The organism is uncultured Pseudoteredinibacter sp. (assembly GCF_947502065.1).
GTDB lineage: Bacteria > Pseudomonadota > Gammaproteobacteria > Pseudomonadales > Cellvibrionaceae > Pseudoteredinibacter.
The window spans coordinates 1,573,131-1,599,725 of the sequence record NZ_CANMYE010000001.1 but is presented as its reverse complement, the minus strand read 5'-3'; the positions used below and the strand labels follow the sequence as shown (position 1 = coordinate 1,599,725).

Below are 26,595 nucleotides of genomic sequence, written 5' to 3'. Positions count from 1 at the left end.
CCGAAGCCGAAGCCGAAGCCGAAGCCGAAGCCGAAGCCGAAGCCGAAGCCGAAGCCGAAGCCGAAGCCGAAGCCGAATCGGAGCTAGAAGCTGCTGAATTAGCCGCAGCAATCGCTCAAGAGGAGGCGGAATTAGCCGCCGCCGAAGAATTAGAACGTGAAATGATGGCCGAACAGGCCGAGCAAGAAAACCAGTAGGTCAGCATGCGCAATGAAAGTGATCAGGCACAACCTGATGAAAAATTACAGAAAGTTTTAGCGCGAGCAGGACTTGGTTCTCGTCGTGAAATGGAACGTGCCATCTCTGATGGTCGTGTACAAGTTAACGGTGCGCTGGCGAAGCTCGGGGATCGTGTGACAGAAGATGACCGCATTAATTTTGATGGTCGTCGGGTCAGTATCGACAGTGCTGTTCGTGAGCGCCCTAGAGTGTTGCTTTACAACAAGCCAGAAGGGGAAATTTGCTCACGTAAAGACCCCGAAGGTCGTCGAACCGTTTATGAGCGTTTGCCAAAGTTAAAGTCTGGGCGCTGGATTTCAATTGGGCGTTTGGATTTTAATACCAGTGGCTTGTTGTTATTCACCAATGATGGTGATTTGGCCAATAAGCTTATGCATCCATCTTCAAATATTGACCGCGAATACCTGATTAGGATTCAAGGAGATGTTGATGAGGATATGCTCAAGCGTTTGCGTGAGGGTGTGATGCTAGATGATGGCATGGCGCGCTTTACGGATATTGTAGAAGGGCCTGGAGAAGGTAAAAACCGCTGGTTTTACTGTGTGGTGATGGAAGGCCGTAACCGCGAGGTACGCCGTTTGTGGGAGTCTCAAGGCGTTAATGTTTCACGTCTTAAGCGGGTAAGATATGGAAATATCTTTATTCCCTCCCATGTACGAGTCGGTCAATGGATTGAGCTTAACGATAAAGAAGTTGCCGAGTTGGCAATGACAGCGGGCTTGGAAGCCACTGAAAGGCTAATGCAAACAAAGTCTGAAAAAGAATATCAACGTCGCCATCAAAAACGCTTGCGTGCCGGTAAAGGGCAGCGGCCTCACCACTTTAGCAATCCTGGAAAGAGTAAGTAGGAACGTTAAACGGGTCGTAAAGTTAATGTAAAACGGAAGCTTAGGCTTCCGTTTTACATTTCTAGCAGGGAATGCTGAACATTATCCATTAGATCGTAACTTACTACTTGGTTGCGACCTTGTTGCTTGGCTTTGTACAGCGCGCTGTCCGCCCGCTCAAATAAACTCTCGCCATTGTCATCTTGGTTAAGTTCTGCGGTTCCGATACTGGCCGTTACAGAAATAGCGTGCTGATCGGATTGGGTGTTCAGTGAGGCGATATGACGGCGTACTCGCTCAGCAATTACTCGGGCGCCAGCGGCATCGGTTTTGTTGAGCAAAACCACAAACTCTTCGCCACCAAAGCGGAAGGTTAGATCGGTCTCTCGGCACACGGTGGTAATGGCTTTGGCGACATTACAAATTACATCATCACCGGCGGCATGGCCGTAGTTATCATTGACGGATTTGAAGTGATCAATATCAATGACCATCATCGATAGTGCCTGTTGATAGCGATTAGCCAACTGGATTTCGCGTTGCAAGGCATTACTCATTGCAGCCCGATTACCAGTTTGGGTTAATGGGTCGCACATCGCAGCAGCTAAGGCCTGGCGATAGAGTAGGGAGTTTCGCAAAGGATAAATAAGCGGGCCGAGGAACGATTCGATTAAGATCAGCTCATGCTCAGCAAAGCGTTTGGCGCGACTAAAGACAATTGACCCTAATCCATCATCACCTTCTGCGGTTTGTCGGCTCAATTGATAGTCCACGTGGTGTATATTGGGCCGCCCCAACTTAATATGCTGCTTGCAAGGGCTGGTATAAACCATTCCACCGATATTCACATGCTGCTGCAACTGCTGAAAGAATATCTCTAAAACCTGCTCAAGCTCTAGGCTGGTTTGAAGGCGTTGGGTTAAGCGAAAAAGCTCATCGCTTAAATCCTGCTGTGGTACGGCAATACGGCTGGGTGCAATCACTTCTTTGGCCTTATTGGGGCGAGAACTGATTTGTACTGAGGTGACCATATAGCAATCCTAGTGTTATCTCTTAGCTTTCCCAAAAAGCGGCAAAGGCTAAAACTTGCCATAGTGGCTGCTTTGGCCTGCTCTTTGGTTCGATTACTAAGGTAATAGCGAAAACCGTGCCAGTATTTTTGTTTATTTAATAACCTTTAAAAACAATGGCTTACATAACATGTGCCGCTTGTCGGGCGGTTCATGGCGATTTATTGGCGCTGTTTCAAAGCTGCTAAATGCTAAGGTGGCGAAATTTTGCCGCTCGTAAAACTGAGAATTCCAAGCGTTGACGCCTTTCTTATTTGCAGGGGCGTTGGCAAAAAGGAGACAATAGCCCCATGTTTTTATTGATCCCCACAGAGCTTAACTTTTCATATTACGCGCTTTTATTACTCACTGGGCTGGTGCTGATGCTTGCTGCAATTAAAGCCCCCTGGCGGCAATGGTTAGCCCAGTCACAACGCCAGCACGCGTGGTTTGCCGCTATTATTGCTTTGGCCTTCTTTTGGTTATTGCAGGTCAATGTGAGGGATGTCATTGCCTTTCACCCATTGGCTATCACTACGCTCAGTTTGGTTTTCGGTTGGCATCTTGCTGTGTTGGGGGGCTCGCTAGCTTTATTGTTGAATAGTTTGCTGTGCAGCCGCTTTGGCGTCCAGCTACCGATCGAGCTTTTTCTTAACGTCATAGTGCCGGCCAGCGTTAGCATGGCTTTTATTGCTTTGTTAGAAAGAATGCGGGTTCGCAACGTCTTTATTTTTATGCTTGGTGGTGGCTTTGTCGGGGCTATGTTATCCCTGCTGGCTGTGTTGTGTTTTTCAGTGCTGTTATTTTATATAATTGAGGCCGATGCCCATTGGGGAATGTTGGCTCAATATGCGCACCTGTTTGCATTAATGCTCTTTCCAGAGGGCTTTATTAATGGTGCGATGACATCGGTGTTAACGATATTTTACCCCCACCTTGTAAGGTCTTATGACGACGATTCCTATTTGGATCGTCGCAACTGAATTTCCACTAGTGGTTCAAAACATGAATTCTGAATTGGATAGCAAGGCGAAGCCTTTTCGCCTTGGTTTTTTATTAAACCCCTATGCTGGTTTAGGCGGCCCTGAGGGCTTAAAAGGCAGTGATGACATCAGTGATGACTTGCGTCGGCAAGCTGGCCGCTCGACCGAGCGTGCTAGGCGAGCACTTGCGCCATTACTCGAGCGACAAGCTGATTTGGAAATTCTCAGTGCGCCTGCTGAAATGGGTGAGCAGCTGCTTGAGGAGTTAGGGCTGTCTCATCGCGTTGTAGGCGCTTTAAATGATCAGGGCTTTAGCACCGCACAAGATAGTGAGCGAATAGCCCAAGAATTAGCTCGAGAAGGTATCGATTTACTGCTATTCGTGGGTGGGGATGGCACTGCGAGAAATATGGTCAATGCATTTTCTTCTGAACTTTCTGGCCAGGTGTGCTTAGGAATTCCAGCTGGTGTAAAAATGCATTCAGCAGTATTTGCCATTAACCCTGAATCGGCAGCTGAAGTGTTGTTATTACTTCTTAAAAACGGTTTGGTTGATTTACGCCAGCAAGAAGTGCGCGATATCGATGAAACTTTATTTCGTCAGGGGCAGGTGCGGTCAAAGTACTATGGTGAATTATGGGTGCCTGAAGTTGGCCACTTTGTACAGCAAACCAAGAATTCCGGACGCGAAGTAGAGGAGCTTGTGCTAGCAGATATTGCTGCTGATATCGTCGAGCGCCTTGAAGACGACGAGTTTTATTTGATTGGCCCAGGCAGTACACCTAAGGCTGTACTTGATGAGCTGCATTTGGAAGGCACCTTGTTGGGCTTTGATGTTTTACATGCTGGTGAGGTAATTGCCAAAGATGTTGATGCTAGCCATTTAGAAGCATTGTTGCGAGAGCATCCTGACAAGTGCAAAGCCTTAATAACCGCTATTGGCGGTCAGGGGCACTTGCTAGGGCGAGGCAATCAGCAGTTAAGTCCAGCTGTTTTAAAGGCTTTGGGGCGTGACAATCTTTGGGTGCTGGCGACAAAAACAAAAATTACCGAATTGCAGAACAGACCTTTACTTATTGACAGTAATGACCCTGAGCTTGATCGCGAATTAAGCGGTCACATTCCCGTGCTCTGTGGTTATCGTGATACCATTTATTACCCAATTAGCTGCGGTGTATAAGTGTTTGTGGATAATGTTATTTTGGCAGATCGGCTGTAGATTTTAGAGGTTGTAGTAGTGTTATCGAACGATACGGAAAAACAACTTGCCCAGTTGCTGGAGCATGTCGAAGCAAAAAACCAGCAGGGCGTTTTTCAATCCAAGGACTCAAGGCGGATATTTCATGGTCGCGGCCAGTGTTATCCGGGTTTGGAGCACCTGGTTATTGATTATTACAGTCCAGTATTGTGGATCGTATGTTTTGCTGAGGTAGAAAAATCTTTTTTAGATCAGCTCTGCGAGCAGCTCAAACCCCTAATGGCCGCTAATGAGATTTTAGCTTTTGGTGTTTCCTATCGCTATGTTCGTGGCGCGCCTAGTGAGTGGCTATACTGCGCCGATGGATTCGATGCCGAAGAAGCCTTATTTGCACAGCGCGGAGATTTGCGCTTTCAGATTCAGCTTGGTGGACGCCAAAATTCCGGCTTCTTCTTGGATATGGAACCCGGCCGCAAGTGGCTAGGGGCACATGCTAAGGGTAAAAAAATTCTCAACCTATTTTCTTATACTTGTGCTTTTAGTGTTGTTGCCGCTGCTGCTGGTGCATCGGAGGTTGTGAATGTTGATATGGCACGCGGTGCACTTAAGACGGGGCAGAAAAATCATCAGTTCAATCATCATCTCGCTGAAGTTGCGGGCTGTAAAACTCGTTTTTTGGCGGAGAATATTCTTAAATCCTGGGGACGTATTCGCCGGCCAGGGCCCTATGGGGTATTAATCTTTGATCCACCGTCCTTTCAAAAGGGCAGTTTTGTCGCAAAGCAGGATTATGCCAAGCTAGTCCGCCGTATACCTCAGTTGGCTGAGCACGGTGCCGATATTTTACTGTGCTTAAATGCACCCGAATTGGGTGAAGACTTTATCGATGAGTTGATCGCACAAGAGTGTCCAGAATGTATTAAGCTTGCGCGTTTAATGCCGAGTGAAGATTTTCCGGACCGCAATCGTGATCAGCAGTTAAAGCTATTTCATTATCGTTATGAAGGCCAGTGGCAGCAGGATACGCGTGCTTAATAGTGTAAGTGCTTTACCTATTGGGATGTGCCTGGGAGGTATATAAAGTATCGCTCAAAGAGTGTATAGATAACGCATATAATGGTTCAAGCGAATAGAGCTTTCGCTTTTGAGCTTATGGCGTAATAGCTGGGCTCGACTTAAACCTTCTTCGTGTCTGGCCTTGGTTTCAGAGTCTTGTGGAAGAAACTCAGTATCTTGTTCGAGTAGGGCGAGCAGGTTAAAGCCTCGTTGACTCAATGCGGCCTGATCTAATGCTTCTTGGCCAATTGTACTGCCATAACTTAAATACTGATGCTCCGCGAGCCACAGCATAGTGGCGAAACAGGCTTGGTGACGATCGCTAGGCAAGCCAAAGTCATCCGGCGTATCTGGCCCGATAATATCTTCGGTATAAATTAAATCTCGGCGAGGGAAGTGTCGATAAAGCTGGAGCAGAATACGCGCGCTATCTCGATAAAAGTCATCGATATGCAAATCACTCATAGTCTGCTCGGCCTTATCAAATAAAATTATTGTCGGTAGTGTTCGATAAAATTTGCAAACTGCTCAATCGCATCCTTGAGCTCTTCTTTGCGTGGCAAAAACACAATTCTAAAATGATCCGGGTTCGGCCAATTAAAGGCGCTACCTTGCACTAGGAGTACTTTTTTCTGCCGTAAAAAGTCTAACACCATTTGCTCATCGTCTTGAATCTTATGGATGTCTAAATCAATTTTCGGAAATAAGTACAGCGCCCCTTTAGGTTTTACGCAAGATACACCGGGGATTTGGCTAATGGCTTCGTGGGCAATATTACGTTGCTCAAGTAAGCGCCCGCCTGGCAAAATGAGTTCATTAATGCTTTGGTAACCGCCTAGTGCCGTTTGTACCGCATACATCGCCGGTACATTCGCACAAAGGCGCATCGAGGCCAGCATGTCTAGACCCTCGCGATAGCCTTTGGCTAGGTGCTTTGCTCCAGAGATTACCAGCCAGCCGCAGCGAAAGCCGGCCAATCGATAAGATTTAGATAGGCCATTAAAACTTAGGCATACAATATCTTTAGCTAAACGACCCAAAGGCGTAAATTCAGCGTCATCGTATAAAATCTTGCTGTAGATTTCGTCTGCAAATAGCACTAGCTGGTGTTCGCGAGCAATCTGCACCAGCTCTTGAAGCATGGCTTGTGAATAGACGGCGCCCGTTGGGTTATTGGGATTGATAATGACAATAGCTCGCGTACGATCACTAATCTTAGAGCGAATATCGTCCAGAGCGGGCTGCCAATCCGATTGCTCGTCACACAGGTAATGTACTGGCTTGCCGCCTCCTAAACCAACCGCCGCTGTCCAAAGCGGGTAATCGGGTGAGGGTACTAAAATCTCATCGCCATCATTGAGTAAGGCTTGAGTCGCCATTGTGATTAGCTCGCTGACGCCATTGCCAATGTAAATATCTTCAATTTCAACGCCGGTGATATTTAGCTTTTGGCATTCTTGCATAATGGCTTTGCGCGCTGCAAATAGGCCTTTAGAGTGGGTGTAGCCTTCGGCCGCACTCAGGTTGAGAATGACATCTTTAATAATTTCATCGGGTGCGGCGAAATCAAATGGCGCTGGATTGCCAATATTGAGCTTTAAGATACGGCTGCCATCTTCTTCCATACGCTGAGCGTGCTCTAAAACCGGCCCGCGTATGTCGTAGCAAACCCCGTGAAGTTTGTCTGATTTTTCTATGGTATACATGATGTAGTGCTTTTTGTATGGTGCTTATATTATTGCTGTCGAGCAGCTGCCATTATTCTAGGGGCTGCGGGTGGGATCTGTCGACTTAAAGTTTGATCAATTAGCGGCTAATTGGGCGACAACCTTTCACAACAATCGAATCGCAGGTGTAAATGATGTCTGAGGACATAAAAAGCAAAGAATATTGGCGTGATAAGCTCAGTCCCGAGGAGTTCCATGTTTGCCGAGAGCAGGGGACAGAGCGCGCGTTTACAGGTGAATATTGGAATCATAAGGAGCAAGGGCAATACCTATGTCGTTGCTGTGGTGAGCCATTGTTTGAATCAGACGCAAAATTTGATTCAGGCTGTGGCTGGCCAAGTTTTACTCAGCCTGCACAGCGGCAAGCCGTAGAGGAGCAGATGGATCGCAGTCACGGTATGGTGCGTACAGAAGTGCACTGTCGAAAATGTGCGAGCCATTTAGGCCATGTTTTTACCGACGGACCAGCACCAAAAGGCCTCCGTTACTGCATAAATTCCCTTTCTATTCGATTTACAGGGGACGATTAATGCTGTCTTTTTCCGATATTCAGGCTACCGCAGAGCTGCACAAAGGGGGGGCTAAGCATATAGCCACCATGTTGCCAAGCGTGGCTAGCAATGAGCAGTTGCTGGCAAACAGTGACGCTTATTATTTATCGATGATGAGCAGAAGGGTATTTAGGGCCGGCTTAAAGCATGAGCTGGTTGATAATAAGTGGCCAGCTTTTGAGAAAGCTTTTCACGGATTTGACCCTTATGATGTATTGATGATGAGCGACGAGGACCTAGAGGCACAAATGCAGAACCGAGAAATCATTCGGCATTTTGGTAAAATCCGCTCGATACGCAGCAATGCTCAAATGCTTAGGGAGATCAGTCAGGAGTTTGGCAGTTTTGGCCGTTTCCTAGCCGACTGGCCTGCGGATAATATATGTGAGCTTTGGTTTATGTTGAAGAAAAAAGGCGCACAGTTAGGCGGCTTGTCAGCGCCAAGGTTTTTGCGCATGGTGGGCAAGGACACGTTTATATTGACTGATGATGTAGTAGCCAGTCTTGTTTCTCAACAGATTGTTGATAAAAAGCCAACCTCGCAAAGAGATATTAGATTGGCTCAGTCAGCTTTTAATAAATGGCACGAAGAAAGTGGATTGGCGATGTCCCATATAAGTCGCATAGTATCGTTTACGGCCAATGTTGATCAGGCTTATAGTTGAGGTTGGTTTCTCAAGCCTAGATGAAGCTCGCTCACCAAATCTCAACTGCAAATTTTAAATGTAGCTATACCGAATGGATAAAAAAGGATAATTATGAACAACCCTGTTGCAAAGAAGCCCTGGACGCTTTGGTTAATTAGAGCGCAAATTTTATTGTTGGCTGTATTGCCTGTGCTGATATTGGCTTATCGTAGTGGAAGTTTAGATCTTAAGATGGGCTTTCTTGGTTCGGCGTTCAGCATGTTAACGGTTGTAGCCTTAGGTGCTTTGGCACTTTTGGTTTTGCTATACGCCTTAATTGCTGGCAAGGAAAATCTTCGCTCAAGCAGTTTAGTGGCTACCTTAATTGGCGCTCTGCCAGTTTTAGCTGTCGTCTTTACGGTGGGCTTGGGGGCGTTTTCAGTGCCAGCTATCCACGATATTAGTACTGATACCAGTCGGCCTCCACTATTTGTTTCGGCGCTTGTTGAACGTAAAGATAGTGATAACCCCATTGAATATAATTTTGAGATGCTACCAAAACTGCAAGCAGAAGCTTATCCTGATGTTAAAACTCTGCGTTTAGCTATCGCCCCGCAAGAAGCTTTTGAGAAGGCTAAGGGCGTAGTTGCCGATTTTGGCTGGCAATTACAATGGGAAGATGCGAAAACTGGACACGTTGAAGCATTGGTTGAAAGTGCCGTATTTGGTTTTAAGGACGACGTTATTATTCGAATTGAAGCCAGTGCAAGCGGCAGTGTAGTTGATGTTAGATCCGCATCAAGAGTTGGTTTGAGTGATTTGGGTGCGAATGCTAAGCGTATTCGAGCGTTTTTAAAAGCAATGCAGTCCTAAGTCATTATTCTTTGCCGAGGTCTTGTTCACAGCGGGATCTCGGCTAAATTAATCGTAGAAATTTTTCTTCTTCCAGTCACCGTCATCCCATTTTTTGGTTTCGGCTTCAAGTGCTTCTTTTTCTGCTTTAATACGATCTTGCTCGGCTTTGGCCATATCGCTAGCGCTATTAATCCATTCTTGGTGATTGCGAATGTTTTCATTAAAAACGTGATCGCTGTTGTATTTAGTAAGAATGGTATTGGCTTGTGTGAAATAGTGGGCAGCCAGTTGGTGTTTGCCGTTAGCGAGTGCGCCGCGTGCCTGAATATCATGCTCGTCAGCCGCTAATAGTGCCATTTTATTCTTGATAATGTTGCGAGCTTCAGCGGCCTTGTTTGAATTTAATGCGCCTTTTTGACCTAACTGTTGAAAGAATTTCAGTAACAGCTTCAAATTTTTACGTGTGCCAGTAATTTGCCTAGCATTGCTAAGTGATTTTAGTTGGTTGCTGCCTTTTTGTTTGCTAAGTGCCAAAAATCGCTCGTTAGATTGCTTGAGCATTGCTTTGTGATTGCCGTCTTCTGGCTGCAAGTTTGATAGCTCTTCAAAGGTAACCACTAAAGCTTGCTGAATAATTAGGCTTAATGATGAGCCCAGATAGTTTGGCGGGAAGCAGGACATGGTCTCTTCTATTTTGCGAGCGCGTGTTTTTAAGGAGTTAATCAGCAGCCGGCGCTTTTCACGCTTTGAGTTAACACTGTGCGTGAAAAGGGCATAGCAAGCCAGAATTGACAAAACTATGACAATTCCCGCAGTTACCACAATTGGTACATTGGCTCCCATAAATTCCTGTGTCTCGCTGGGTCTTTCTTTAATAAAATTACTTTATACAAAGCTAGAGGTTACATCGCTTGCTTTGCGCAGTGTATTTTATAGACGTGATGTTGAACAAGGTGCCACGGCTATAGCTAAAGTATAGACAGTGTATCGGCAGCGTTGAGAAAAAATAGAGTCTTTATCCAATTTGATGGGGAATCATAGGATACATATTGGAAAAGAAGCTTTTGACGATGCAATTATTTCTTTATTGACCGCTGCAGCGCCCAAAGTTTTCAGGCCAGCAGGGCGTTAACGAGTGCGAAGTAAGCGTTCTGCTGTTTAATTGCACATCTCGCTAAGTTGTTGTTTCAAAAACAATAAAAATTAAAAACAAGTGTTGACAGTAGGGGCCCATCTCCATAGAATGCGCCCCACTTCTGACGCAGACAGCGTTTTGAAGGTCCTACGTCCCCTTCGTCTAGAGGCCTAGGACACCGCCCTTTCACGGCGGTAACAGGGGTTCGACTCCCCTAGGGGACGCCATTTGCGGGAATAGCTCAGTTGGTAGAGCACAACCTTGCCAAGGTTGGGGTCGCGAGTTCGAATCTCGTTTCCCGCTCCAGTTTCTTTCAGAATCTACAGATCTTTTCGTTTCGATATCTCCGTTGCTTGGTTGCCTTTGCTCCAGACGGGAATCGAGATTACATCTCGTTTGTCGCTCTTTTGCTCCTGCAATCGCGACATTAGCATGTCCGTATGCGTCGATTCGCACCATCCAAGGTGCTCACCCCTTCGGGGCAGCAGAGCTGTCAAAAATCGCTCCAGGCGATTTTGTCCCGCTACCGTGGCTTCGAGGGGCTGTTTGATTCCCTTTAAAATTCTGCGTTTTTAGTTTTCGCGTCATTGGCATGTTCGTATGCTTCCATCCCATCATCCGGATGCTCCCTCTTTGGGGTGGTGGAGCTGCCCAAGGTTGCTCTGGCAATTGGTCCTGCTGCTTTAGCTTCGGGTGTATTCTTTCATTTCTCTACTGGGCATCTATTTAAGATGTATTGGTGAGGTGAGTGGCTTGCAGGCGTTTCATGGCTGGGTTGTAAGGGCGGGCTCTTTTATGCTTCCTGGTATGCCTTTGGGGTATTTGCCTCTGCTGGTGCACTGCCTTTCATGTGTTTCGTTGTGGTTGGCTTGATTCGTTGGGCGGTGGGATAAAAGGTAGTTTTGATTCTTCGATCTGACGGCCTTAAAAACTCTATAAGCCTTTGTTTTTAAAAAATATTAAAAAAACGCTAACTAGTTGTTGACAGGGGTAGGGTAGATCTCTAGAATGCGCAGCTCTTCCGGCACAGACAGTGTTTGGAAAGTCCTAAGTCCCCTTCGTCTAGAGGCCTAGGACACCGCCCTTTCACGGCGGTAACAGGGGTTCGACTCCCCTAGGGGACGCCATTGCGGGAATAGCTCAGTTGGTAGAGCACAACCTTGCCAAGGTTGGGGTCGCGAGTTCGAATCTCGTTTCCCGCTCCAGTTTTTCTAGAATCCACAAGTTTATACTCCTCATGATTCTTTAACGTGGTTGCTTTCGGTTAACACGGGAATCGAGATTTCATCTCGTTGGATTCGCGCCATCCAAGGCGCTCACCCCTTCGGGGCAGCGAAGCTGTCTAAAATCGCTCCGGGCGATTTTGTCCCGCTATCGTGGCTTCGGTTGGTCTATTTGTTTTCCTTTAAAATACTTCTGTTTTAGTTTTCGCGATATTAGCGTATATCTATGTGTCAACCTGTCCCGAAGATGCGCTTATCCTTTATTGGGTGATGGTCTTGTCTAAAGTTGCTTTGAAATGAGGTCAGAACCCTTGGGTTCTGACCCCGGGTTGCCTGCGGGCTTAGGTGTTCTTATGTGCTTAGCGGGTAAATAAATTTATCAGGTGCACTAGAAAAAAACACAAGAGCCTCAATATAGGCTAACTCAGTGGAGTCCAAAGATGCGTGCGCGTTCTTCTTGGTAGTCGTTGCTTTCTTTGTCGTAGCAGGCTTCTTCTAGCTGCTGAAACTTGCTGATTTCCTCGTCTGGCATGTAGTGCAGGCAGTCACCGCCGAAGTACCAAAATAAATCCCTGGGGATTAAGGCTGTGAGATGGGCTTGGTTGGCGACGCTTTGGCCGATTAACCACTGGCCCTGTTCGAAAAAGCTTTCGTCATGAGGAGTACCGGGTGCGGCGAGGTGTGTAAGTGTATCGAGAAATCGCTGATCACTTTCTGTTAGGGGTAATTCTTCATTTGCTTCGGCAAAAGGCGCTTGTTGGCTAACTTCGTGCGCCAGATTCTGCAGTTGTTGTGTACAATATTGTTTTTGATTCATGGTGAACTCCTAGTGGGTAGTCATTATACCCCTTCTTACCTAAAGGCTGTTAAGCGGCCTGCATTAAGGAGCTTTATATGGGCAAGGCCCTAGATATTAAAGGTTTGCAAAAAGTTTATGGCAATGACTTTCAGGCGCTGAAGGGAATTGACCTGTCTGTTGAAGAAGGCGATTTTTTTGCCTTGCTAGGCCCCAATGGGGCAGGCAAATCTACTACCATTGGGGTGATCTGCTCTTTGGTTAGAAAAACAGCTGGAAAGGTAAGTGTTTTTGGTCATGATATCGACCAAGATTTTTCTCTGGCTAAGCAAGAGTTGGGTATTGTTCCTCAAGAGTTCAACTTCAGCCAATTTGAAACCCCTTGGCGCATCGTGCTGAATCAAGCGGGCTATTATGGCATGCCTAGAGAGCTGGCTAAGGAGCGAGCTGAAGAGTATTTACGCAAGCTGGGCTTATGGGAAAAGAGGAATGATCAAGCCCGAATGCTGTCTGGCGGCATGAAGCGTCGCTTGATGATCGTGCGTGCTTTGATTCATAAGCCGCGCTTATTAATCCTAGATGAGCCAACCGCTGGCGTTGATATTGAACTGCGCCGATCGATGTGGGAGTTTCTTAAGGAAATTAATGAGGCTGGTACCACCATAATTTTAACAACCCATTATTTAGAAGAGGCTGAGAGCCTGTGTAGAAACATTGCCATTATTAATCATGGCGAAATCGTTGAAAATACTAGCGTTAAAGCCTTGCTCAAAACCCTTAATAAAGAGCACTTCGTACTTGATACTAAAGAGGCGCTAAGCCAGCTTCCTGAATTAAAAGGCTACCATTGCCAATTGATAGAAGATCACAGTATCGAGATTGAAGTTGAGAAGGGGCAGTCTCTCAACCCCGTATTTTTAGCGCTGCAAGAGCAGGGTGTTGAAGTGTTGAGTATGAGAAATAAGGCGAATAGGCTAGAAGAATTATTCGTCTCCATGGTGAGTAAAAATGGAGGAGAAGGCTAATGACGCTACAACAACAATGGGTCGCTTTACAAACGATACTCAATAAAGAGATACATCGCTTCTCTCGTATCTGGGTGCAAACCCTTTTGCCACCAGTTATTACCATGTCCTTATACTTTGTGATTTTCGGTACCTTAATTGGTAGCCGTATTGGCGAGATGGGTGGCTTCAGCTATATGGAGTTTGTTGTACCGGGTTTGATTATGATGTCGGTTATTACCAACTCCTATTCTAATGTGGTGTCGTCATTTTATAGTGCAAAGTTTCAGCACAGTATCGAGGAAATACTGGTTTCACCAACACCTAATTACATCATCTTGATCGGCTATGTCTTGGGCGGGGTAGCCCGCGGGCTCGCTGTTGGTTTCTTGGTGACCTTAATGTCATTGTTATTTACTAAGCTACAAGTTCAAAACTTGGCGATAACAGTGGCCATTGTATTTTTAACGTCTGTTTTATTTTCATTAATGGGGTTTATCAATGCGGTATTCGCAAACTCCTTTGATGATATCTCTATTGTGCCCACTTTTATCCTCACACCTCTTACCTATTTGGGTGGTGTCTTTTATTCGATAAGCTTGTTGCCAGAGTTTTGGCAGGGTGTTTCTCTGCTGAACCCTATTTTGTATATGGTTAATGTGTTCCGATATGGCATCTTAGGTGTAACAGATATTCAGGTGCATTATGCATTTATGGGTGTAATGGCATTTATTGTCGTGCTGGCGACGATCTCCATGTATTTACTGGAGTCAGGAAAGCGCTTGCGCTCCTAATGCATTTAGCGCGCGAGATTAATCAAGGTTTATAAACAGCAGCGAGTTTAATTTCAAGTTGCAGTCTTACTTAAGAAAATAATTGAAGAGTCTATTGTGGATCATTTACAACTGGGTAAGCACACTGAGTACATTTCAGTTTACACGCCGTCGCTTTTGGATCCTATTCCTAGGAGCCTTGCGCGCGAGAGTTTAGCGATCGACCAGCAACAGCTGCCTTTTGCGGGTGTCGATATATGGACAGCCTATGAGGTTTCTTGGTTAAACCACAATGGTTTGCCTCAACAAGCTATTGCAGTTTTTGCGATACCTGCCGATTCCCCCAATATTATTGAGTCAAAGTCCTTTAAGTTGTATCTAAACTCTTTTAATCAAACTCGTTTCAATAATCGCTCCGAAGTTCTAGCTACCTTGGAATCCGATCTTAAGGTGGCGGCTGGTGTTCCAGTTTTGGTGGATCTTGAAGGCTTAGACCAGTTTGCAGCAACGGGTGTACAGCGGCCTCGTGGCAGCTGTATTGATCAGCAAGAGGTAAAAATCACAGATTATCAGCCCAATGCCAACTTACTGAATACATTGGAGGAGGAGCGCAGTGAGACACTTTACAGTGACTTGCTTAAATCCAATTGCCCGGTAACCGCGCAACCTGATTGGGCAACTTTGATTGTGAGTTATTCAGGCAAGCAAATTTGTGCTGAAGGGTTACTGCGCTATGTTGTATCTTTTCGCGATCATCAAGACTTTCATGAGAACTGTGTTGAGCGTATCTATTGCGACATTATGGAGCGTTGCCAGCCTAGCTCTTTGATGGTCTATGCGCGATACACACGCCGAGGCGGCTTGGATATCAATCCACTGCGGCACAGTTTAAATGAGGCGCATGATGCCTTAGAGATCGCCTCGCGTTTAGTTAGGCAGTAATGGCTGTATTGTGACTTTGAGAAGAAGGGCAAAAAACAAGAAATAGAAAAACAAGCTGTGCTAGCGGGGGGAGTTTTTTGCCAATGAACTACAGGTCTTTCTTGATGCTGATAATGTCTTGCCCCTTAAGTGTAGTGACTGCACTTTCTAGCGTCTTAATAATTCTCTCGCGATCGTAATTTCTTAGCTTGTCCATGTCTAGGTGCATGGCAAAGCCTTCGGTATTCTCTTCGATATAATTTTGTTGCTTACCTAGGTTTTTACGCAAGTCGATAACCTGATACACCTTAATAGGGTGACTGAAACCTTTAACGGTAATTTCACCCTTGTCCTGGCATAAAACAACGTCTTTAATCAGTGACCAAGATTCATGGGTGATTAGGATTTCACCAGGAGAGGCTGCAGATTCTAGGCGGCTTGCCAAGTTTACATGGGCACCAAGAGCGGTGTAATCCAAGTGATGGCGAGTACCGAAGGTGCCAACAGTGCAGTAACCGGTATTAATGCCCATACGAATGCTTAAGGGGCGGCTAATACCCTGATTGCGCCACTGTTGTTGCAAAACCTTCATTCGCTTACGCATTGCGATCGCCATAGCAAGACAGCGGCGGCAATCGGCTTTGGCACCCTTACTATCGTTATCACCAAACAACACCATAATGGCATCGCCCATAAACTTATCAATGGTGCCGCCATGCTCCTCAACAATCTTCGACATTTCGGTAAGATAGTTGTTAAGCAAATCGGTTAGGGTTTCGGCTTCAAGTTCTTCCGCCAGAACAGAGAAGTCTTTGATGTCAGAAAAAAAGCAGGTTAGCTTTTTACGCTGGGTTGGAGGCGGCTTGCTGTTTTCTCTGTTAATGGCCTTCCAAACCGGTGGTGGTAAATAGCGAGATAGCTGATATGAGCGCAACTTGTGGGTAGTCTGATCTTTTAGTAGCTTTTGATGCTCAAAGTCCAAGGACTCTAGGCGCTTCTTAGTGTAAACCCCGTAGGCGCAAAAGTAGGCTGCAATCCCGATAAGCCCTGCAACCCCCATTTCTAGGCGTCCGCTAACCGACCAGTCTGGCTCTCTTATCAGCAATACCAGCCCTAAGCCCACAAAATAGGCAATATTATCTCTAAGCCATTTTTGTTGTCCGCCACTGGTAATGGCATTAAATTGAATGAGAATCCAAAAGAGTATGGCGGGTAAAAGGCTCAGCTCAATAATGCCAATACAGGCGCCCATAAAGAAGCTGTCTAATGTACCTAGAATGACAGATAGGGGAGGGTTGGTGTCGTCCCTTAGTCGCTTTTGTAGACTGTAAGTGGCATAGAGATAGGCGAGTAGACCAATAATGGCACCCGAGCGCAAATAATCGACCTCAGGCCACTGTAAACCAGTCGCTAAGGTTCCGATCATTGAGAAGCACAGTAAAATCCTGAAATATAAAGGGTATTCAGGCAATTCCTGAGCCTGATTACTGGTGCTGTTAGCAAATTCCGTTGTTTTATTCATCAAGCGCGAAAACTACTTTGGCATCTTGTGTTAATTGTAGTTGGGTCTCGGATAATGTGTAGTAGATCACAAAACCCAGCTATCATCGTCTTTTTAATGCTGGAATGGAAGAGCTTAATGCATAAAGCTCACTAATAAGCTCAATTACTACATAATATAGATGTATATTTCACAAATTAGCGCCTGTTTGGTCTTTATGGCGTATATTTTCTCGGTTCGTAGTACAATTGATTAGAAGAATATGCTTTCGCTTCGCTTTTTGATGAGCATTTGTGTATTTTATTAAAAATATTCTCTATCTGACTGAAATATATACAATATGCAAGCTTTAGATGCCCTAAAAAATCGAATCTCACACGGTAAATTACAAGCCCCTGGGCCGACCCAGGAGCAGCGCGCAGATATTGAGGCCGCCGCTCTTCGGGCGGCAGACCACGGTAATTTAAGACCTTGGCGTTATTTGTACATTAGTGATGAAGGTTTGAAGTCTTTGGGTGAGCTTTATTTAAAAGCGGCGCTGCTCGATAAGCCTGGATTGGACGAGTCGCAAAAAGAGCGTTTTTTAAAAATGCCATTACGGGCACCCTGTCTATACGTTGCCATTGCAAATATCATAGAGCACCCTAAGGTACCCAGAGAAGAGCAGCTAATGGCGGCGGCAGCTTCCGTTCAAAATATGATCACTGCGGCCTTTGCTCTTGGAGTCGGTGCCTATTGGCGCAGTGGTGATATGGCTTTCCACCAAGTGGTTAAAGATGGCCTGGGGTTACAAGTCAATGAAGAAATTGTGGGCTTCGTTTATATGGGAACTCCACAAATACCAAAGCGCAGCGCACCAGAGCTGCAAGTGCCTGATTTTTTTCAAAATTGGCCCAACTAAGATTGCATCCCAAAGAGCTTTTGTGTACAGTTGCGCCCTCTTGAAACAGAGCCCATCTGTTTCCTGTGGAGAGGTGTCCGAGTGGTCGAAGGAGCACGCCTGGAAAGTGTGTGTACGGCAACGTACCGAGGGTTCGAATCCCTCCCTCTCCGCCATATACAAAAAAGCCCTAGCGCGAAAGCGCTGGGGCTTTTTTGTATGTGCTTGGCTTCGAGTGGGGTCAGAACCCATGGGTTCTGACCCCGGGTTTGTAGTGAGCTTTATCGCTGGCTCGTTAATCCCTTGTGTCAGTGTTTCTTTATTCATTAGGCCAACGAAAGCCCTGGGGCTTATTGTATATGCTTGGCTTAGCGTGGGGTCAGAACCCGTGGGTTCTGACCCCGGGTTTAATAGTGGGCCCTAAAGCAGGCACCCTTAATTCCTTTTATCAGCCACTTCGTTTATTAACTTGGCCCACACAACCCTCCTTTCTATACAACAAGCAAGTCAGCCATAAACCATTTCTAGCGATATACACCCGCTGACTTAGCTGCAAAGCTCTAATCTCTACGTGTTAATCCCACACCAGCCATTCAAAAGGGAAATCAAATGGCTCTAAATCCTAAGCAAAGGCAACAAAGGAATTTTCTAAAAAATCGTTACACCTGGCAGCTAGGAGTGGCGGCTGGGCTCTCATTACTCACGGTATTTCTGTATTTTGGCTTTGGTGGTGCAAAAGGTATTGAATCGCAGTGGCACAGCTTGTCTTTGAATGAAGTAGTGCTTGGTGAAGTTGTCGGCTTGGAGGGGGAGAGTTATCGACAGTCAGGAACGGGTGTGGAGTTCTCCAAATGGCGAGTTACTTATAAATACACTTTTAAAGGAATTGAATACCAATCTTTAGCTAGGCTTGATTACCCAGCTCCAATAGGCACTTCAATAAGGGTTTATTTTGATTCTTCGAATGCCAAAGATGGCCGGCTTTATGCAACAAATATTTACCAGGTGGCATTTGTATTCGGCTCAATGATTATTTTGTTACTAGGCAGTTCCATTCTGTTTCTTAAGGCTTGGCTGAATTATCGCAGGCTGCAAGGCCTTATTTTTGAAAACCGGTAAATCATAATGGCGCTATAGTATAAAAATGAAAAGACAAATTATTGTATTGATTACCACTTTTAGCTTTATCTTGTTGGCTGCTGGTTTATTTTCTACAGAGCTTATTGCTGAGGGTGATGTTCCAGGCTTGCAAGAAACATATGATATGCAAGGGGGCAGCTCTTCAGGCCTTGGGGGCTCTGTTTGGTTGTTTGTCGTCGCTAGTTCATTAATTGTGCTGGGTTTTTTTATATGGTTGTTTAAGCTGATTTTCTCTCCCACAAAGCGGCGAAAAAGTACCTATCGTAAAAAGCTAGAAAAACAGCGGCAAAATAAGCATGACAATCAAAGCAGCTTGCAAGAGGCTGTTGACGATGATTAAGCGCTATCAAGACAGCTCAAAGAAGATAATATTGGCACTGGGCTTAAGCTTTCTTCTGCAGTCTTGCATTGAAGTTAAGGGTGTGCCAAATCACTATTTACTGCGTTACAGTGTAAGTCCAAGTGCTGAGGGGTCTTTACGAGTTACAGCGAGCATGAGTGAAAGCACTGTGTTTCCTAATCGTGTTGCTTTGCAGGAAAACGACTATTTTTATGTAAAAACCCATGAAGGCTTGATTCGACTTGGGGCTGAACAAAATAAATTGAGTAACTTTATCGGTGGCAAAAGCTATGTAGCCAGGGTTTCTACGCAAGGTAGTTTAACCGTTGGCTTGTGTAGGGCCGGCGAGTTTTTGCATGAAGCTGTTGTGAAAGTTTTACCTAGAATTGATCTTGCTTTAACGCCGGTAGAAGATAAAAGCTATTTTGTAGAAGCTAAGTGGCGATCTATTCCTGCTGCAGACACTGGGCAAATTCAACTGGCCTGTAGAATGTCAGAAAGCGGAGCTTTTGAATATCTTAATGACTTTAGTTATTCCCTTTCAAAACATCAGTTGCGCCATGGTGTCGTTCGAGTAGAAGCTAAAGCTGTTAAGGATTTTTTGGTAGAGCGAGAAATAGACCCAAAAGACTGCCGAGGGCGAGTACAAATCTGGCGCAAACAATATGCGGATATCAAAGAAGAGGCTAGCTGGCTTGATAGTGCGCGCTATCAAGAGTATCGATACCAATATTTTAATCTTTAAAAGCTTCTCGCGTTGATTTGATTCTTAACTTTTGCGCCTCAAATCTTCGCTTTTATGGCCAGCCTAAAATTGGGGGAGTAGGCCAATACCGGCCAATTCTTGTTGATTCCCGCCAATTTAGCATTTTCACCTTATCCTAAAGGCCATTGTCTTTTATGCTAGGCCATATACCGATCATGTATATTGCCATCATGGGAGCAGCAATGAACTACCAAGCCATTATCTATGACATTAAAGATAACATTCTTACTATTACACTTAATCGTCCTGATGAGCTCAATGCTTTTACTATTGAAATGGCCGAAGAGCTAATTGATGCTTTTGATAGAGCCAGTAAAGATGATGAGGTTAGGGCGGTAGTAGTAACCGGTGCTGGTCGTGGTTTTTGTGCAGGCATGAAGCTCAATAGTGATGGTAATGCCTTTGGCTTGGATGAGGAGCTGGAGCCTAGTTTAGAGGATATTCAAGATCTCGATAAAGTTGAGCCTGGCATTAGAGATTCGGGGGGCACAGTCACTCTGGCTATCTATAACTGCACTAAGCCTGTCATCGCGGCTATTAACGGCCCAGCGATTGGGATTGGTGCCACTATGACCTGCGCCATGGATATTCGCCTTGCCTCCTCAAAAGCAAAAGTCGGCTTTGTATTTACTAAGCTGGGTATTACCCCTGAGGCTTGCTCGGCTTGGTTTTTGCCAAAAATTGTTGGCATTTCGCAAGCTTTAGAATGGGTTTACACCGCCGAGATTTTTGACGCCGAAGAAGCGAAAAGTGGTGGCTTTGTAAAATCTATACATGAGCCCGATGATTTGCTGGCAGCCGCTTATAAAATCGCCAGACGAATCGCGGATAATACCTCTCCTGTTGCCATCGCTTTATCTCGTCAAATGATGTACCGCTTATCGGCGGCAGATCATCCGGCTGCGGCCCATAAGGTTGATTCTTTAGCGATATTTTACCAGAGCTTAGTTGACGGAAAAGAAGGGATTAATGCATTTTGGGAGAAGCGTCCGGCTAAGTTTTCAGCGAAAGTTTCTACGGATATGCCGGACTTCTTTCCTTGGCAGGCCGACAACTAAAAAGCCACTTCTCTGGATGAAAGTAAGCAGCGTATAATGGCCTTCTTTGAGGAGGTCATATGTCTATTGCGCGTGGTGTGTATCGCCATTACAAAGGTCAAGATTACTGGGTAGAGTCTGTTGCTAAGCACAGCGAAACCGAAGAGCCATTAGTGGTCTACCGCTGTCTATACGGGGACTTCAGTTTATGGGTACGCCCACTATCGATGTTCACCGAAACCGTTGAATATAATGGCCAGGAAGTTCCTCGTTTTGCTTTAGTGCAAGGCGATAGCTCAAGCATGTGAGTGTAGCGGTGATCGAATTATTGAGCCCGGAGGAATTACATAGCCTAAGCCAGCAGGAGCAAGATCAATACTGGATGCGTTACTGCTTGCGTCTGGCAGAGCAAGGTGCCCAGCTCGGTGAGGTACCTGTGGGCGCGGTGTTGGTACAAAACAACCGCTTGCTAGCCGAAGCCTTCAATCAACCGATTGGTCGCTGTGACCCCTGTGCCCATGCTGAAATCCTGGTACTAAGAGAGGGTGGAGAAAAGCTTAAGAACTATCGCCTTTCTAATACAAGCCTATACGTTAGTTTGGAACCTTGCAGTATGTGCGCTGGCGCACTAGTGCATGCTCGTGTGGAGAGGTTAATATATGGCGCGAGTGAGCCTAAAGCGGGGGCTATCGAATCCCAGGCTAACTTTCTAGGCAGCGATTACCTTAATCACCGCGTGAGCTGTGTGGGCGGCGTTTTGGCGCAAGAAGCCAGTGAGCAGCTCTCGGCATTCTTTAAACGCCGCAGGAAAGAGAAAAAAGCGGCGAAATTAAAAAGTTAGTTATCTAGCGATTAAAGGAATATACATTTTACTATTCAAGGAGTTATACCATGAGCTTTTATAGATTGGCTAAATCGCTTCTCGTTGCTGGCGTGTTTTTTTTAGGAAGTTCCTTAAGTGCAGCCCAAGGAAATTTAGAAAATCCGGCTGCAAATGGTGTTGAGTCAGGTATCAGCGCTATTAGTGGCTGGCACTGCAATGCGGCCGAAATTGAAATTGAAATCGATGGTAATTCATTAGGAAAAGCGGGGTTAGGTACCCAGCGTAGCGACACGCAAGCCCGTTGCGGCCATATAGAAACAGGCTTTTCATTATTGGTTAATTACGGTTCGCTAAGTGATGGTGAGCATACCATCGTTGTTAAAGTTGACGGTGAAGTTTGGCAGGAGCGTCAATTTTCAACAGTGCGCCCAAGCGCTGATACAGAGTTTGTACCGCAGCAAGAACATACAGAATATGCAATAGATTTCCCCAAGGCTGGCGATGCACTTGAGCTTCAGTGGCAAGCTTCTAAACAGTCTTTCACAGTTTCTCGATCTTTTCGAAACTTGGTTAACCCAAGTCGCATGGTTTCTGATTTTAATCGAACTTTTTTTGGTCATGCCAGAGGTTATGACCCCGCTCGCCCAGATAGAGGCCATGGCGCCTTAGATGCAACCGAGTTTACTTTTGAGATTGGCGAAGATAATTTCTTTATGCGGCGTCAAGGCACAAACCTGGGTGATTGTGATTACACAGGAAGTATCGAGTTTTTTTACAACAGGGTTGAAACACAGGGAAGTTTTAACTGCTCAGGCAGCAGTGGCAGCTATACCGCTGAGCTGTTTGTAAATCCGAATGATGGCTATTATATCGGGCGCTTTGAAATGACCCCTTCGGGTAATGAAGAGGCCACAAAAGATTTCCATATGGCAATGGCGCCTTAGGCTTCCTTAAGGCTCTGAATATTAAATCGGGGGCGGGCATTGTCTGCCCCTCGGCTGCGTGCATATTTTAAGAACCAATTGAGCATTCGCTCTGAATCTACCGCATCAAAGTAATTCACATTTTTGCCGTAACTCGAAGGTATTTCATAGAGGCCGTGTTGCCATAGGCCGCCAAGCCCCCATTTAGAAATTACCAGTCCATCTTCTTGAAGTACTCCTGCGTGATAGACGGCTTTATCTTCGTCACTACCACTGCAGTATAAGACTAGGTCTCCAACTTGAGGATGTTTGCTGCGCTTAATAGCCGATTGGCTAATTAGGTACTGGGCAAACTCTGGGCCAGCAAATACGTCTTCATTGCGGGCAACAATTTGCTGGTAAACCCGAGATTTACAAAGCCCTAAAGCATATACCAAGCAGGTGTAATTGCTTTGGGGCCAAGGATCGGCAACTGGGCGAATTTTGTGCTTATTGTATTGCGCCAGCCGTTCTAGATACGCCCATTGTTGATGTCTAGGGTGTGCCTGGCTTATGGATTCGAGTTGCTTGCGAAGCAGCATAGTTCTTCTCCCGTCAGTTGTGGCGCGGAAAAGCTTGCCGGGTTGTGGTTAATAAAGCCTGTTGTGTAGCGAGCCTTGGCTCGATAGAGCTAAAGCTTACCTTGTGGCTCTATAGATATTTAATACTTTATTGGTATTAAAGCGTTATAGCGAGCTGCCTACTGGCTCACACAATATTGTTGGGTCAATATAATTGACTGAAATATGTGCCGTGAAGGGGGCGTGCTGGGAGCTCGGCTGGGGTGAAAAAGCCATTAAATAGAATATAAAAGTTGATATGCATCAATATATTAGCCTGATTGATGATTCACCTGACAAAAGTGGCCTAATCCATACTTAAGTAGTCTCAAGCCGTAATAACCTTGGTCGATATAGGGTTAGGAAGCGATTTTTTGTAAATAATGACAGGTGGCATTTAATTGCAGGCTTGTACGCGAATGATCGCAGGATGCAAATAGCAGTGCGTGTTTGGGGCAGGAAATTTGGAAAAGAAATCATCAAAGCAAAGGCTCATTAAGCCTATAGACAAGGAAGTGCATGTCGCCGAAGACGGCTTTATTGTGAGTAAAACCGACACTACCGGGCGTTTGACCTATATAAACCGCACCTTTATGGAGGTATCGGGTTTTGTTGAGGATGAGCTTTTAGGGCAGCAGCACAATATTATCAGGCACCCCGATATGCCGCGTGGTGTCTTCAAGTTGTTGTGGCAAGAGCTAAAAGCTAACCGGGAATTCTTTGGTTACGTAAAAAACCTGTGTAAGTCCGGGGCCTATTATTGGGTGTTTGCTAATGTAACGCCTGATTTTGATGAGCGTGAAAATTTACGTGGGTACTATTCAGTGCGTCGTAAGCCCGCACCGGGCGCCATAGCAACTATTGAAGCTGTTTACGAAAAGATGCTGGCAGTTGAGGCTGAAGGTGATCGAAAAACGGCACCGGATCGCTCAATAAAAATTCTACAAGACCATATTGCCGAACAGAATCAAACCTATATTCAGTTTATGCAAAGCTTGGATGCAGCATAGGAGGCAATGTTATGCAAGATGGTGCGAATGTGAATCAAAAACCAGAATTCAAATCTAAAGCGGCGAGCAGAAATAATACAATTAGTAGCCAGATTCCGTTTTTTAGAACCCGTATACAAATCGCAGTTTGGGCGGTGCTTGCTTTAGTTTGGATCAGTAATGGCTTAGCATTTATTTTATTAGAACCAGCATGGTGGTTGTTGTTGGCACCAATCCTTAGCTTAGTTTTTTCATTGTGGATCCACCAGTCATCCAAGCAAATATTTAACCTAATTGAGGCTGTACAGGGTACTATTAAATCAGCGAATCAAGGCTCTTTTTACAGGCGCATTGTTCGTACAAAAGGTATGGGTGAGTTAGGCCTAGTGGCTTGGGAGCTAAACGATTTATTAGATCGTATTGAATCCTATTTTAAGGAAGTAAATAGCTGCTTTAACTACGTAGCACAAGGGTCTTACGATCGTAAAGCCTTGTATAAGGGATTGCCCGGCCAGTTAAGAAACTCTCTATGCTCGATTAATTTATCGATTGATCGTATGAAAGAGGGCATGGATTTGTTGGCTGCCAACGAATTGCACTCCGAACTACATAACCTCAATACCGTAAATTTAATTAGAAATCTAAAAACCAACCAGGCCGATCTGGATAGAATTTCTCGTGAAGTTTATGAGGTGGAGACCATTGCAAATACCAGTGGTGAGGCGGCGCGGGAGAGTCAGCAAGAAGTTGATAAGATGGCGAGCCAGCTAACCGAGATTAATAGCAGTATTCAAGAAGTGGCCGAGGTGGTTAAAGCCTTGGGTGAGGACAGTGAAAAAGTTTCAGCGTCTTTATCAATTATTACTGAAATTGCCGATCAAACCAGCCTATTGGCTTTGAATGCGGCCATTGAAGCGGCTCGTGCTGGAGAGCAGGGGCGTGGTTTTGCGGTGGTGGCCGAAGAAGTAAAAGCGCTTTCGAATCGTACTAAAGAAGCTGCCATTGAAGTTTCTTCTACCATGGGTGGTTTTAGCTCTCGTGTTCAAGATATGGTGAGTAAGGCCGAGACCTCGAGCAGCTCCGCTAATCAAATCAGTCAGCAGGTGGAAGAATTTAAACATCGTTTTAGTGATTTTTCTGATTCTGCCGAAACGACTCGCCGTTACGTTACCAATGCCAAAGACAGAACCTTTGGTACCTTGGCAAAACTTGATCATATTATTTTTAAACAAAACGGTTATTTAGCACTTGATGATTCCAGTGAGCGCAGCGATGAAATTGCGGCAATATCCATCGATCACACCAGCTGTCGAATGGGGCGCTGGTATTACGAAGGTGACGGCTCAAAGAGCTTTAGCCACACTCACGCCTATAAAGCCTTAGAGGCACCACATGCTGCTGTTCATTTGGCTGTGCAAGAAGCGGTTGAATTGCGAGATGCCAACTGGCGATTTGTGCCTGAGCTTAGACAGAAAATTATCGATAACATGAAGCTTGCTGAAAGCGAAAGTGATTTAATTCTAAAGCGCATTGACGACATGATGGATGAGAAGCAAGCATCCTAACTGGAAAGCTGGATTCACCAAAAAGCGAGCTCTAAAGGCTCGCTTTTTTGTTAGTGAAAAAGTTGCTGGGCCGTGTGCTCGGCTATCGCTTCTGCCTCAGTAATGGTCTCGTGCAGTTCTTCACTTTTACCCATATGGCCAAGCTGTGATGTTAAAGAGAATAGAGTAGTTTGTAATTGGCTTAGTGCCTCAAGTCGAATGCAACGCTGCTGGCTAGAATCCTGACATAGCGCACAAATCTCATTGTGCACATTGTGCAGAGCTGTTTCGGCGTAATGATTATTGCCAAGCGCAACATAAGAAGCCGAAAGATTGTGCCCAGCAATCACTCGTAATGCCACCATTGCTGGGTTGGGGGAGTGGGACAAGATCATTTGGCAGATTTCCACCCCGGCCTGAAAGCGATGGCAAGATTCACCATACTCAGCCGCTTGATGGCACTTAGTCCCCTCATCGATAAGCTTACGGCAGGCGGAAAGCGCTTGTTTTGGGTTTTGGATTAGCGCTTGTTGATGTGATGGACAAATAGCATTCATGTTTAGCTTCGGCTTAGTAAATGATAATCGTTATCATTAGTGTATTGCTCGTATTAAGAACTGTCAACGCTTTTAAAACAGTTGCTGTGATTAGAATGAAGCTAGTTAGGAAGTGCTTGTTTTTAAAGGAGTTTAATCAACGTTGGCAGCTACTGATTAAAATAGCAGCGGAGTAAATAGAGCCTAAGCGTAATTGTGACATTTTTTTAAAAAACGGCTTGACTCGATAGGTGCGCATCCCTATTATACGCGCCTCAACGCACTCGTAGCTCAGCTGGATAGAGTACTCGGCTACGAACCGAGCGGTCGAAGGTTCGAATCCTTCCGAGTGCGCCATACAAATAAAAACGCCCCCTTAGGCCCAACCTAAGGGGGCGTTTTTATTTGTATGGCGTTCTTGGCTGGTAAGAATCTTCGTGGTTCGACCGATTGCGGCCAGCAATCGGGACTGCGCACAGGAGTGCGCACCCGCAGGGTCAAAACACGCCTAAGCGTGTTTTGAGTCCATCCTTCTCCAAAATCCAAAGCCAAA

At 45.6% G+C, this 26,595-nt stretch carries 29 protein-coding genes and 6 tRNA genes; 27 read left to right on the top strand and 8 right to left on the bottom strand.

Features of this window, described 5'->3' with window-relative positions; genetic code table 11:
* A partial coding sequence (locus Q1A41_RS06780; RefSeq protein WP_299976119.1) for a hypothetical protein occupies positions 1–197 on the top strand: 197 nt, incomplete at its 5' end.
* 6 nt (positions 198–203) lie between these two features.
* On the top strand, positions 204–1,088 hold the full coding sequence (rluB, locus tag Q1A41_RS06775; protein ID WP_299976117.1) for a 23S rRNA pseudouridine(2605) synthase RluB: 885 nt from the start codon (positions 204–206) through the stop codon (positions 1,086–1,088).
* Between the two features lie 53 nt (positions 1,089–1,141).
* On the opposite strand, the gene Q1A41_RS06770 is transcribed toward rluB, so the two are convergent.
* Positions 1,142–2,098 carry a GGDEF domain-containing protein gene (locus Q1A41_RS06770; RefSeq protein WP_299976116.1) on the bottom strand — a complete coding sequence of 319 codons (957 nt, stop codon included), beginning with the start codon at positions 2,096–2,098 and terminating at the stop codon, positions 1,142–1,144.
* A 329-nt stretch (positions 2,099–2,427) separates the two neighbouring features.
* On the opposite strand from Q1A41_RS06770, the gene Q1A41_RS06765 reads away from it, so the two are divergent.
* Genes Q1A41_RS06765 through Q1A41_RS06755 form a run of 3 tightly spaced genes read left to right on the top strand, consistent with a single transcriptional unit; the run spans position 2,428 to position 5,332 of the window.
* Complete coding sequence (locus tag Q1A41_RS06765) at positions 2,428–3,099, top strand: hypothetical protein (RefSeq protein WP_299976115.1); 672 nt, start codon at positions 2,428–2,430, stop codon at positions 3,097–3,099.
* A 22-nt stretch (positions 3,100–3,121) separates the two neighbouring features.
* The gene (locus Q1A41_RS06760) at positions 3,122–4,279 is read left to right on the top strand and encodes an ATP-NAD kinase family protein (protein ID WP_299976113.1); all 1,158 of its coding nucleotides are present in this window, start codon (positions 3,122–3,124) and stop codon (positions 4,277–4,279) included.
* Between the two features lie 57 nt (positions 4,280–4,336).
* Positions 4,337–5,332, top strand: a complete 996-nt coding sequence (locus Q1A41_RS06755; protein WP_299976111.1) for a class I SAM-dependent methyltransferase — start codon at positions 4,337–4,339, stop codon at positions 5,330–5,332.
* 54 nt (positions 5,333–5,386) lie between these two features.
* On the opposite strand, the gene Q1A41_RS06750 is transcribed toward Q1A41_RS06755, so the two are convergent.
* Together Q1A41_RS06750 and Q1A41_RS06745 are read right to left on the bottom strand one after the other, a co-directional pair.
* Complete coding sequence (locus Q1A41_RS06750; protein WP_299976109.1) at positions 5,387–5,818, bottom strand: hypothetical protein; 432 nt, start codon at positions 5,816–5,818, stop codon at positions 5,387–5,389.
* A gap of 26 nt (positions 5,819–5,844) precedes the next feature.
* Positions 5,845–7,059 (bottom strand): pyridoxal phosphate-dependent aminotransferase, encoded by a 1,215-nt coding sequence (locus Q1A41_RS06745; RefSeq protein WP_299976107.1) that lies wholly within the window; start codon positions 7,057–7,059, stop codon positions 5,845–5,847.
* Positions 7,060–7,211: 152 nt separating this feature from the next.
* On the opposite strand from Q1A41_RS06745, the gene msrB reads away from it, so the two are divergent.
* The 3 genes from msrB to Q1A41_RS06730 all read left to right on the top strand — a co-directional run bounded on the left by msrB (position 7,212) and on the right by Q1A41_RS06730 (position 9,130).
* The gene (gene msrB, locus Q1A41_RS06740) at positions 7,212–7,610 is read left to right on the top strand and encodes a peptide-methionine (R)-S-oxide reductase MsrB (protein ID WP_299976105.1); all 399 of its coding nucleotides are present in this window, start codon (positions 7,212–7,214) and stop codon (positions 7,608–7,610) included.
* Positions 7,610–8,296: a DNA-3-methyladenine glycosylase I gene (locus tag Q1A41_RS06735; RefSeq protein ID WP_299976103.1), complete on the top strand. Its 687-nt coding sequence runs from the start codon at positions 7,610–7,612 to the stop codon at positions 8,294–8,296. The genes msrB and Q1A41_RS06735 overlap by 1 nt, the downstream gene beginning before the upstream one ends.
* Before the next feature lie 93 nt (positions 8,297–8,389).
* The gene (locus Q1A41_RS06730) at positions 8,390–9,130 is read left to right on the top strand and encodes a DUF1499 domain-containing protein (protein ID WP_299976101.1); all 741 of its coding nucleotides are present in this window, start codon (positions 8,390–8,392) and stop codon (positions 9,128–9,130) included.
* Between the two features lie 48 nt (positions 9,131–9,178).
* Here the strand turns inward: Q1A41_RS06730 and Q1A41_RS06725 are convergent, their stop codons facing one another.
* Positions 9,179–9,955: a hypothetical protein gene (locus Q1A41_RS06725; RefSeq protein WP_299976099.1), complete on the bottom strand. Its 777-nt coding sequence runs from the start codon at positions 9,953–9,955 to the stop codon at positions 9,179–9,181.
* 443 nt (positions 9,956–10,398) lie between these two features.
* On the opposite strand from Q1A41_RS06725, the gene Q1A41_RS06720 reads away from it, so the two are divergent.
* The 4 genes from Q1A41_RS06720 (at position 10,399) to Q1A41_RS06705 (ending at position 11,452) form a co-directional block, all read left to right on the top strand.
* Positions 10,399–10,474 (top strand) — tRNA-Glu (locus Q1A41_RS06720).
* Positions 10,475–10,477: 3 nt separating this feature from the next.
* Positions 10,478–10,553 (top strand) — tRNA-Gly (locus tag Q1A41_RS06715).
* 745 nt (positions 10,554–11,298) lie between these two features.
* A tRNA-Glu gene (locus Q1A41_RS06710) sits at positions 11,299–11,374 on the top strand.
* 2 nt (positions 11,375–11,376) lie between these two features.
* Positions 11,377–11,452 (top strand) — tRNA-Gly (locus tag Q1A41_RS06705).
* A gap of 442 nt (positions 11,453–11,894) precedes the next feature.
* Here Q1A41_RS06705 and Q1A41_RS06700 read toward each other — a convergent pair.
* Positions 11,895–12,287, bottom strand: coding sequence for a PA2817 family protein (locus Q1A41_RS06700; protein WP_299976097.1), 393 nt, complete (start codon positions 12,285–12,287; stop codon positions 11,895–11,897).
* A gap of 77 nt (positions 12,288–12,364) precedes the next feature.
* On the opposite strand from Q1A41_RS06700, the gene Q1A41_RS06695 reads away from it, so the two are divergent.
* The 3 genes from Q1A41_RS06695 to queF all read left to right on the top strand — a co-directional run bounded on the left by Q1A41_RS06695 (position 12,365) and on the right by queF (position 14,985).
* Positions 12,365–13,291, top strand: a complete 927-nt coding sequence (locus Q1A41_RS06695; RefSeq protein ID WP_299976095.1) for an ABC transporter ATP-binding protein — start codon at positions 12,365–12,367, stop codon at positions 13,289–13,291.
* Entirely contained in the window at positions 13,291–14,064 is a 774-nt protein-coding gene (locus Q1A41_RS06690; RefSeq protein ID WP_299976094.1) for an ABC transporter permease, read from the top strand. Before Q1A41_RS06695 ends, Q1A41_RS06690 begins: the two co-directional genes overlap by 1 nt.
* Before the next feature lie 96 nt (positions 14,065–14,160).
* On the top strand, positions 14,161–14,985 hold the full coding sequence (queF, locus tag Q1A41_RS06685) for an NADPH-dependent 7-cyano-7-deazaguanine reductase QueF (protein WP_299976092.1): 825 nt from the start codon (positions 14,161–14,163) through the stop codon (positions 14,983–14,985).
* A gap of 88 nt (positions 14,986–15,073) precedes the next feature.
* Here queF and Q1A41_RS06680 read toward each other — a convergent pair whose 3' ends face one another.
* A complete protein-coding gene (locus tag Q1A41_RS06680; RefSeq protein ID WP_299976090.1) occupies positions 15,074–16,486 on the bottom strand; it encodes an adenylate/guanylate cyclase domain-containing protein in 1,413 nt (470 codons plus the stop codon).
* Between the two features lie 319 nt (positions 16,487–16,805).
* On the opposite strand from Q1A41_RS06680, the gene Q1A41_RS06675 reads away from it, so the two are divergent.
* From Q1A41_RS06675 to Q1A41_RS06635, 9 genes are all read left to right on the top strand, one after another.
* The gene (locus Q1A41_RS06675; RefSeq protein ID WP_299976088.1) at positions 16,806–17,366 is read left to right on the top strand and encodes a nitroreductase; all 561 of its coding nucleotides are present in this window, start codon (positions 16,806–16,808) and stop codon (positions 17,364–17,366) included.
* A gap of 67 nt (positions 17,367–17,433) precedes the next feature.
* Positions 17,434–17,521 (top strand) — tRNA-Ser (locus tag Q1A41_RS06670).
* 433 nt (positions 17,522–17,954) lie between these two features.
* On the top strand, positions 17,955–18,464 hold the full coding sequence (locus tag Q1A41_RS06665) for a DUF3592 domain-containing protein (protein WP_299976086.1): 510 nt from the start codon (positions 17,955–17,957) through the stop codon (positions 18,462–18,464).
* A 25-nt stretch (positions 18,465–18,489) separates the two neighbouring features.
* Positions 18,490–18,825, top strand: coding sequence for a hypothetical protein (locus Q1A41_RS06660; protein ID WP_299976085.1), 336 nt, complete (start codon positions 18,490–18,492; stop codon positions 18,823–18,825).
* Positions 18,818–19,570 (top strand): hypothetical protein, encoded by a 753-nt coding sequence (locus Q1A41_RS06655; RefSeq protein ID WP_299976083.1) that lies wholly within the window; start codon positions 18,818–18,820, stop codon positions 19,568–19,570. Before Q1A41_RS06660 ends, Q1A41_RS06655 begins: the two co-directional genes overlap by 8 nt.
* Positions 19,571–19,725: 155 nt before the next feature.
* The gene (locus Q1A41_RS06650; RefSeq protein ID WP_299976081.1) at positions 19,726–20,649 is read left to right on the top strand and encodes a crotonase/enoyl-CoA hydratase family protein; all 924 of its coding nucleotides are present in this window, start codon (positions 19,726–19,728) and stop codon (positions 20,647–20,649) included.
* A gap of 59 nt (positions 20,650–20,708) precedes the next feature.
* Entirely contained in the window at positions 20,709–20,936 is a 228-nt protein-coding gene (locus tag Q1A41_RS06645; protein ID WP_299976079.1) for a DUF1653 domain-containing protein, read from the top strand.
* Positions 20,937–20,956: 20 nt separating this feature from the next.
* Positions 20,957–21,469, top strand: a complete 513-nt coding sequence (gene tadA, locus Q1A41_RS06640) for a tRNA adenosine(34) deaminase TadA (RefSeq protein WP_299976174.1) — start codon at positions 20,957–20,959, stop codon at positions 21,467–21,469.
* 50 nt (positions 21,470–21,519) lie between these two features.
* Positions 21,520–22,395 carry a hypothetical protein gene (locus Q1A41_RS06635; RefSeq protein ID WP_299976077.1) on the top strand — a complete coding sequence of 292 codons (876 nt, stop codon included), beginning with the start codon at positions 21,520–21,522 and terminating at the stop codon, positions 22,393–22,395.
* Here Q1A41_RS06635 and Q1A41_RS06630 read toward each other — a convergent pair.
* The gene (locus Q1A41_RS06630) at positions 22,392–22,955 is read right to left on the bottom strand and encodes a hypothetical protein (RefSeq protein ID WP_299976075.1); all 564 of its coding nucleotides are present in this window, start codon (positions 22,953–22,955) and stop codon (positions 22,392–22,394) included. The two genes, Q1A41_RS06635 and Q1A41_RS06630, sit on opposite strands and share 4 nt — an antisense overlap.
* 482 nt (positions 22,956–23,437) lie before the next feature.
* Between Q1A41_RS06630 and Q1A41_RS06625 the strand changes: the two genes are divergently transcribed.
* Together Q1A41_RS06625 and Q1A41_RS06620 are read left to right on the top strand one after the other, a co-directional pair.
* Positions 23,438–23,983 (top strand): PAS domain-containing protein, encoded by a 546-nt coding sequence (locus tag Q1A41_RS06625; RefSeq protein ID WP_299976073.1) that lies wholly within the window; start codon positions 23,438–23,440, stop codon positions 23,981–23,983.
* 11 nt (positions 23,984–23,994) lie between these two features.
* Positions 23,995–25,527, top strand: a complete 1,533-nt coding sequence (locus Q1A41_RS06620; protein ID WP_299976071.1) for a methyl-accepting chemotaxis protein — start codon at positions 23,995–23,997, stop codon at positions 25,525–25,527.
* 50 nt (positions 25,528–25,577) lie between these two features.
* On the opposite strand, the gene Q1A41_RS06615 is transcribed toward Q1A41_RS06620, so the two are convergent.
* Positions 25,578–26,063: a hypothetical protein gene (locus Q1A41_RS06615; RefSeq protein WP_299976069.1), complete on the bottom strand. Its 486-nt coding sequence runs from the start codon at positions 26,061–26,063 to the stop codon at positions 25,578–25,580.
* A 259-nt stretch (positions 26,064–26,322) separates the two neighbouring features.
* On the opposite strand from Q1A41_RS06615, the gene Q1A41_RS06610 reads away from it, so the two are divergent.
* Positions 26,323–26,399 (top strand) — tRNA-Arg (locus Q1A41_RS06610).
* Positions 26,400–26,595 lie beyond the last annotated feature (196 nt).

Bases quoted from the DNA above. Each gene is read 5' to 3' on its own strand.
- rluB (WP_299976117.1), top strand. From the start codon at position 204: ATGCGCAATGAAAGTGATCAGGCACAACCTGATGAAAAATTACAGAAA.
- Q1A41_RS06770 (WP_299976116.1), bottom strand. From the start codon at position 2,098: ATGGTCACCTCAGTACAAATCAGTTCTCGCCCCAATAAGGCCAAAGAA.
- Q1A41_RS06765 (WP_299976115.1), top strand. From the start codon at position 2,428: ATGTTTTTATTGATCCCCACAGAGCTTAACTTTTCATATTACGCGCTT.
- Q1A41_RS06760 (WP_299976113.1), top strand. From the start codon at position 3,122: ATGAATTCTGAATTGGATAGCAAGGCGAAGCCTTTTCGCCTTGGTTTT.
- Q1A41_RS06750 (WP_299976109.1), bottom strand. From the start codon at position 5,818: ATGAGTGATTTGCATATCGATGACTTTTATCGAGATAGCGCGCGTATT.
- Q1A41_RS06745 (WP_299976107.1), bottom strand. From the start codon at position 7,059: ATGTATACCATAGAAAAATCAGACAAACTTCACGGGGTTTGCTACGAC.
- msrB (WP_299976105.1), top strand. From the start codon at position 7,212: ATGATGTCTGAGGACATAAAAAGCAAAGAATATTGGCGTGATAAGCTC.
- Q1A41_RS06735 (WP_299976103.1), top strand. From the start codon at position 7,610: ATGCTGTCTTTTTCCGATATTCAGGCTACCGCAGAGCTGCACAAAGGG.
- Q1A41_RS06730 (WP_299976101.1), top strand. From the start codon at position 8,390: ATGAACAACCCTGTTGCAAAGAAGCCCTGGACGCTTTGGTTAATTAGA.
- Q1A41_RS06725 (WP_299976099.1), bottom strand. From the start codon at position 9,955: ATGGGAGCCAATGTACCAATTGTGGTAACTGCGGGAATTGTCATAGTT.
- Q1A41_RS06700 (WP_299976097.1), bottom strand. From the start codon at position 12,287: ATGAATCAAAAACAATATTGTACACAACAACTGCAGAATCTGGCGCAC.
- Q1A41_RS06695 (WP_299976095.1), top strand. From the start codon at position 12,365: ATGGGCAAGGCCCTAGATATTAAAGGTTTGCAAAAAGTTTATGGCAAT.
- Q1A41_RS06690 (WP_299976094.1), top strand. From the start codon at position 13,291: ATGACGCTACAACAACAATGGGTCGCTTTACAAACGATACTCAATAAA.
- Q1A41_RS06680 (WP_299976090.1), bottom strand. From the start codon at position 16,486: ATGAATAAAACAACGGAATTTGCTAACAGCACCAGTAATCAGGCTCAG.
- Q1A41_RS06675 (WP_299976088.1), top strand. From the start codon at position 16,806: ATGCAAGCTTTAGATGCCCTAAAAAATCGAATCTCACACGGTAAATTA.
- Q1A41_RS06665 (WP_299976086.1), top strand. From the start codon at position 17,955: ATGGCTCTAAATCCTAAGCAAAGGCAACAAAGGAATTTTCTAAAAAAT.
- Q1A41_RS06660 (WP_299976085.1), top strand. From the start codon at position 18,490: ATGAAAAGACAAATTATTGTATTGATTACCACTTTTAGCTTTATCTTG.
- Q1A41_RS06655 (WP_299976083.1), top strand. From the start codon at position 18,818: ATGATTAAGCGCTATCAAGACAGCTCAAAGAAGATAATATTGGCACTG.
- Q1A41_RS06650 (WP_299976081.1), top strand. From the start codon at position 19,726: ATGCTAGGCCATATACCGATCATGTATATTGCCATCATGGGAGCAGCA.
- Q1A41_RS06645 (WP_299976079.1), top strand. From the start codon at position 20,709: ATGTCTATTGCGCGTGGTGTGTATCGCCATTACAAAGGTCAAGATTAC.
- Q1A41_RS06635 (WP_299976077.1), top strand. From the start codon at position 21,520: ATGAGCTTTTATAGATTGGCTAAATCGCTTCTCGTTGCTGGCGTGTTT.
- Q1A41_RS06630 (WP_299976075.1), bottom strand. From the start codon at position 22,955: ATGCTGCTTCGCAAGCAACTCGAATCCATAAGCCAGGCACACCCTAGA.
- Q1A41_RS06620 (WP_299976071.1), top strand. From the start codon at position 23,995: ATGCAAGATGGTGCGAATGTGAATCAAAAACCAGAATTCAAATCTAAA.
- Q1A41_RS06615 (WP_299976069.1), bottom strand. From the start codon at position 26,063: ATGAATGCTATTTGTCCATCACATCAACAAGCGCTAATCCAAAACCCA.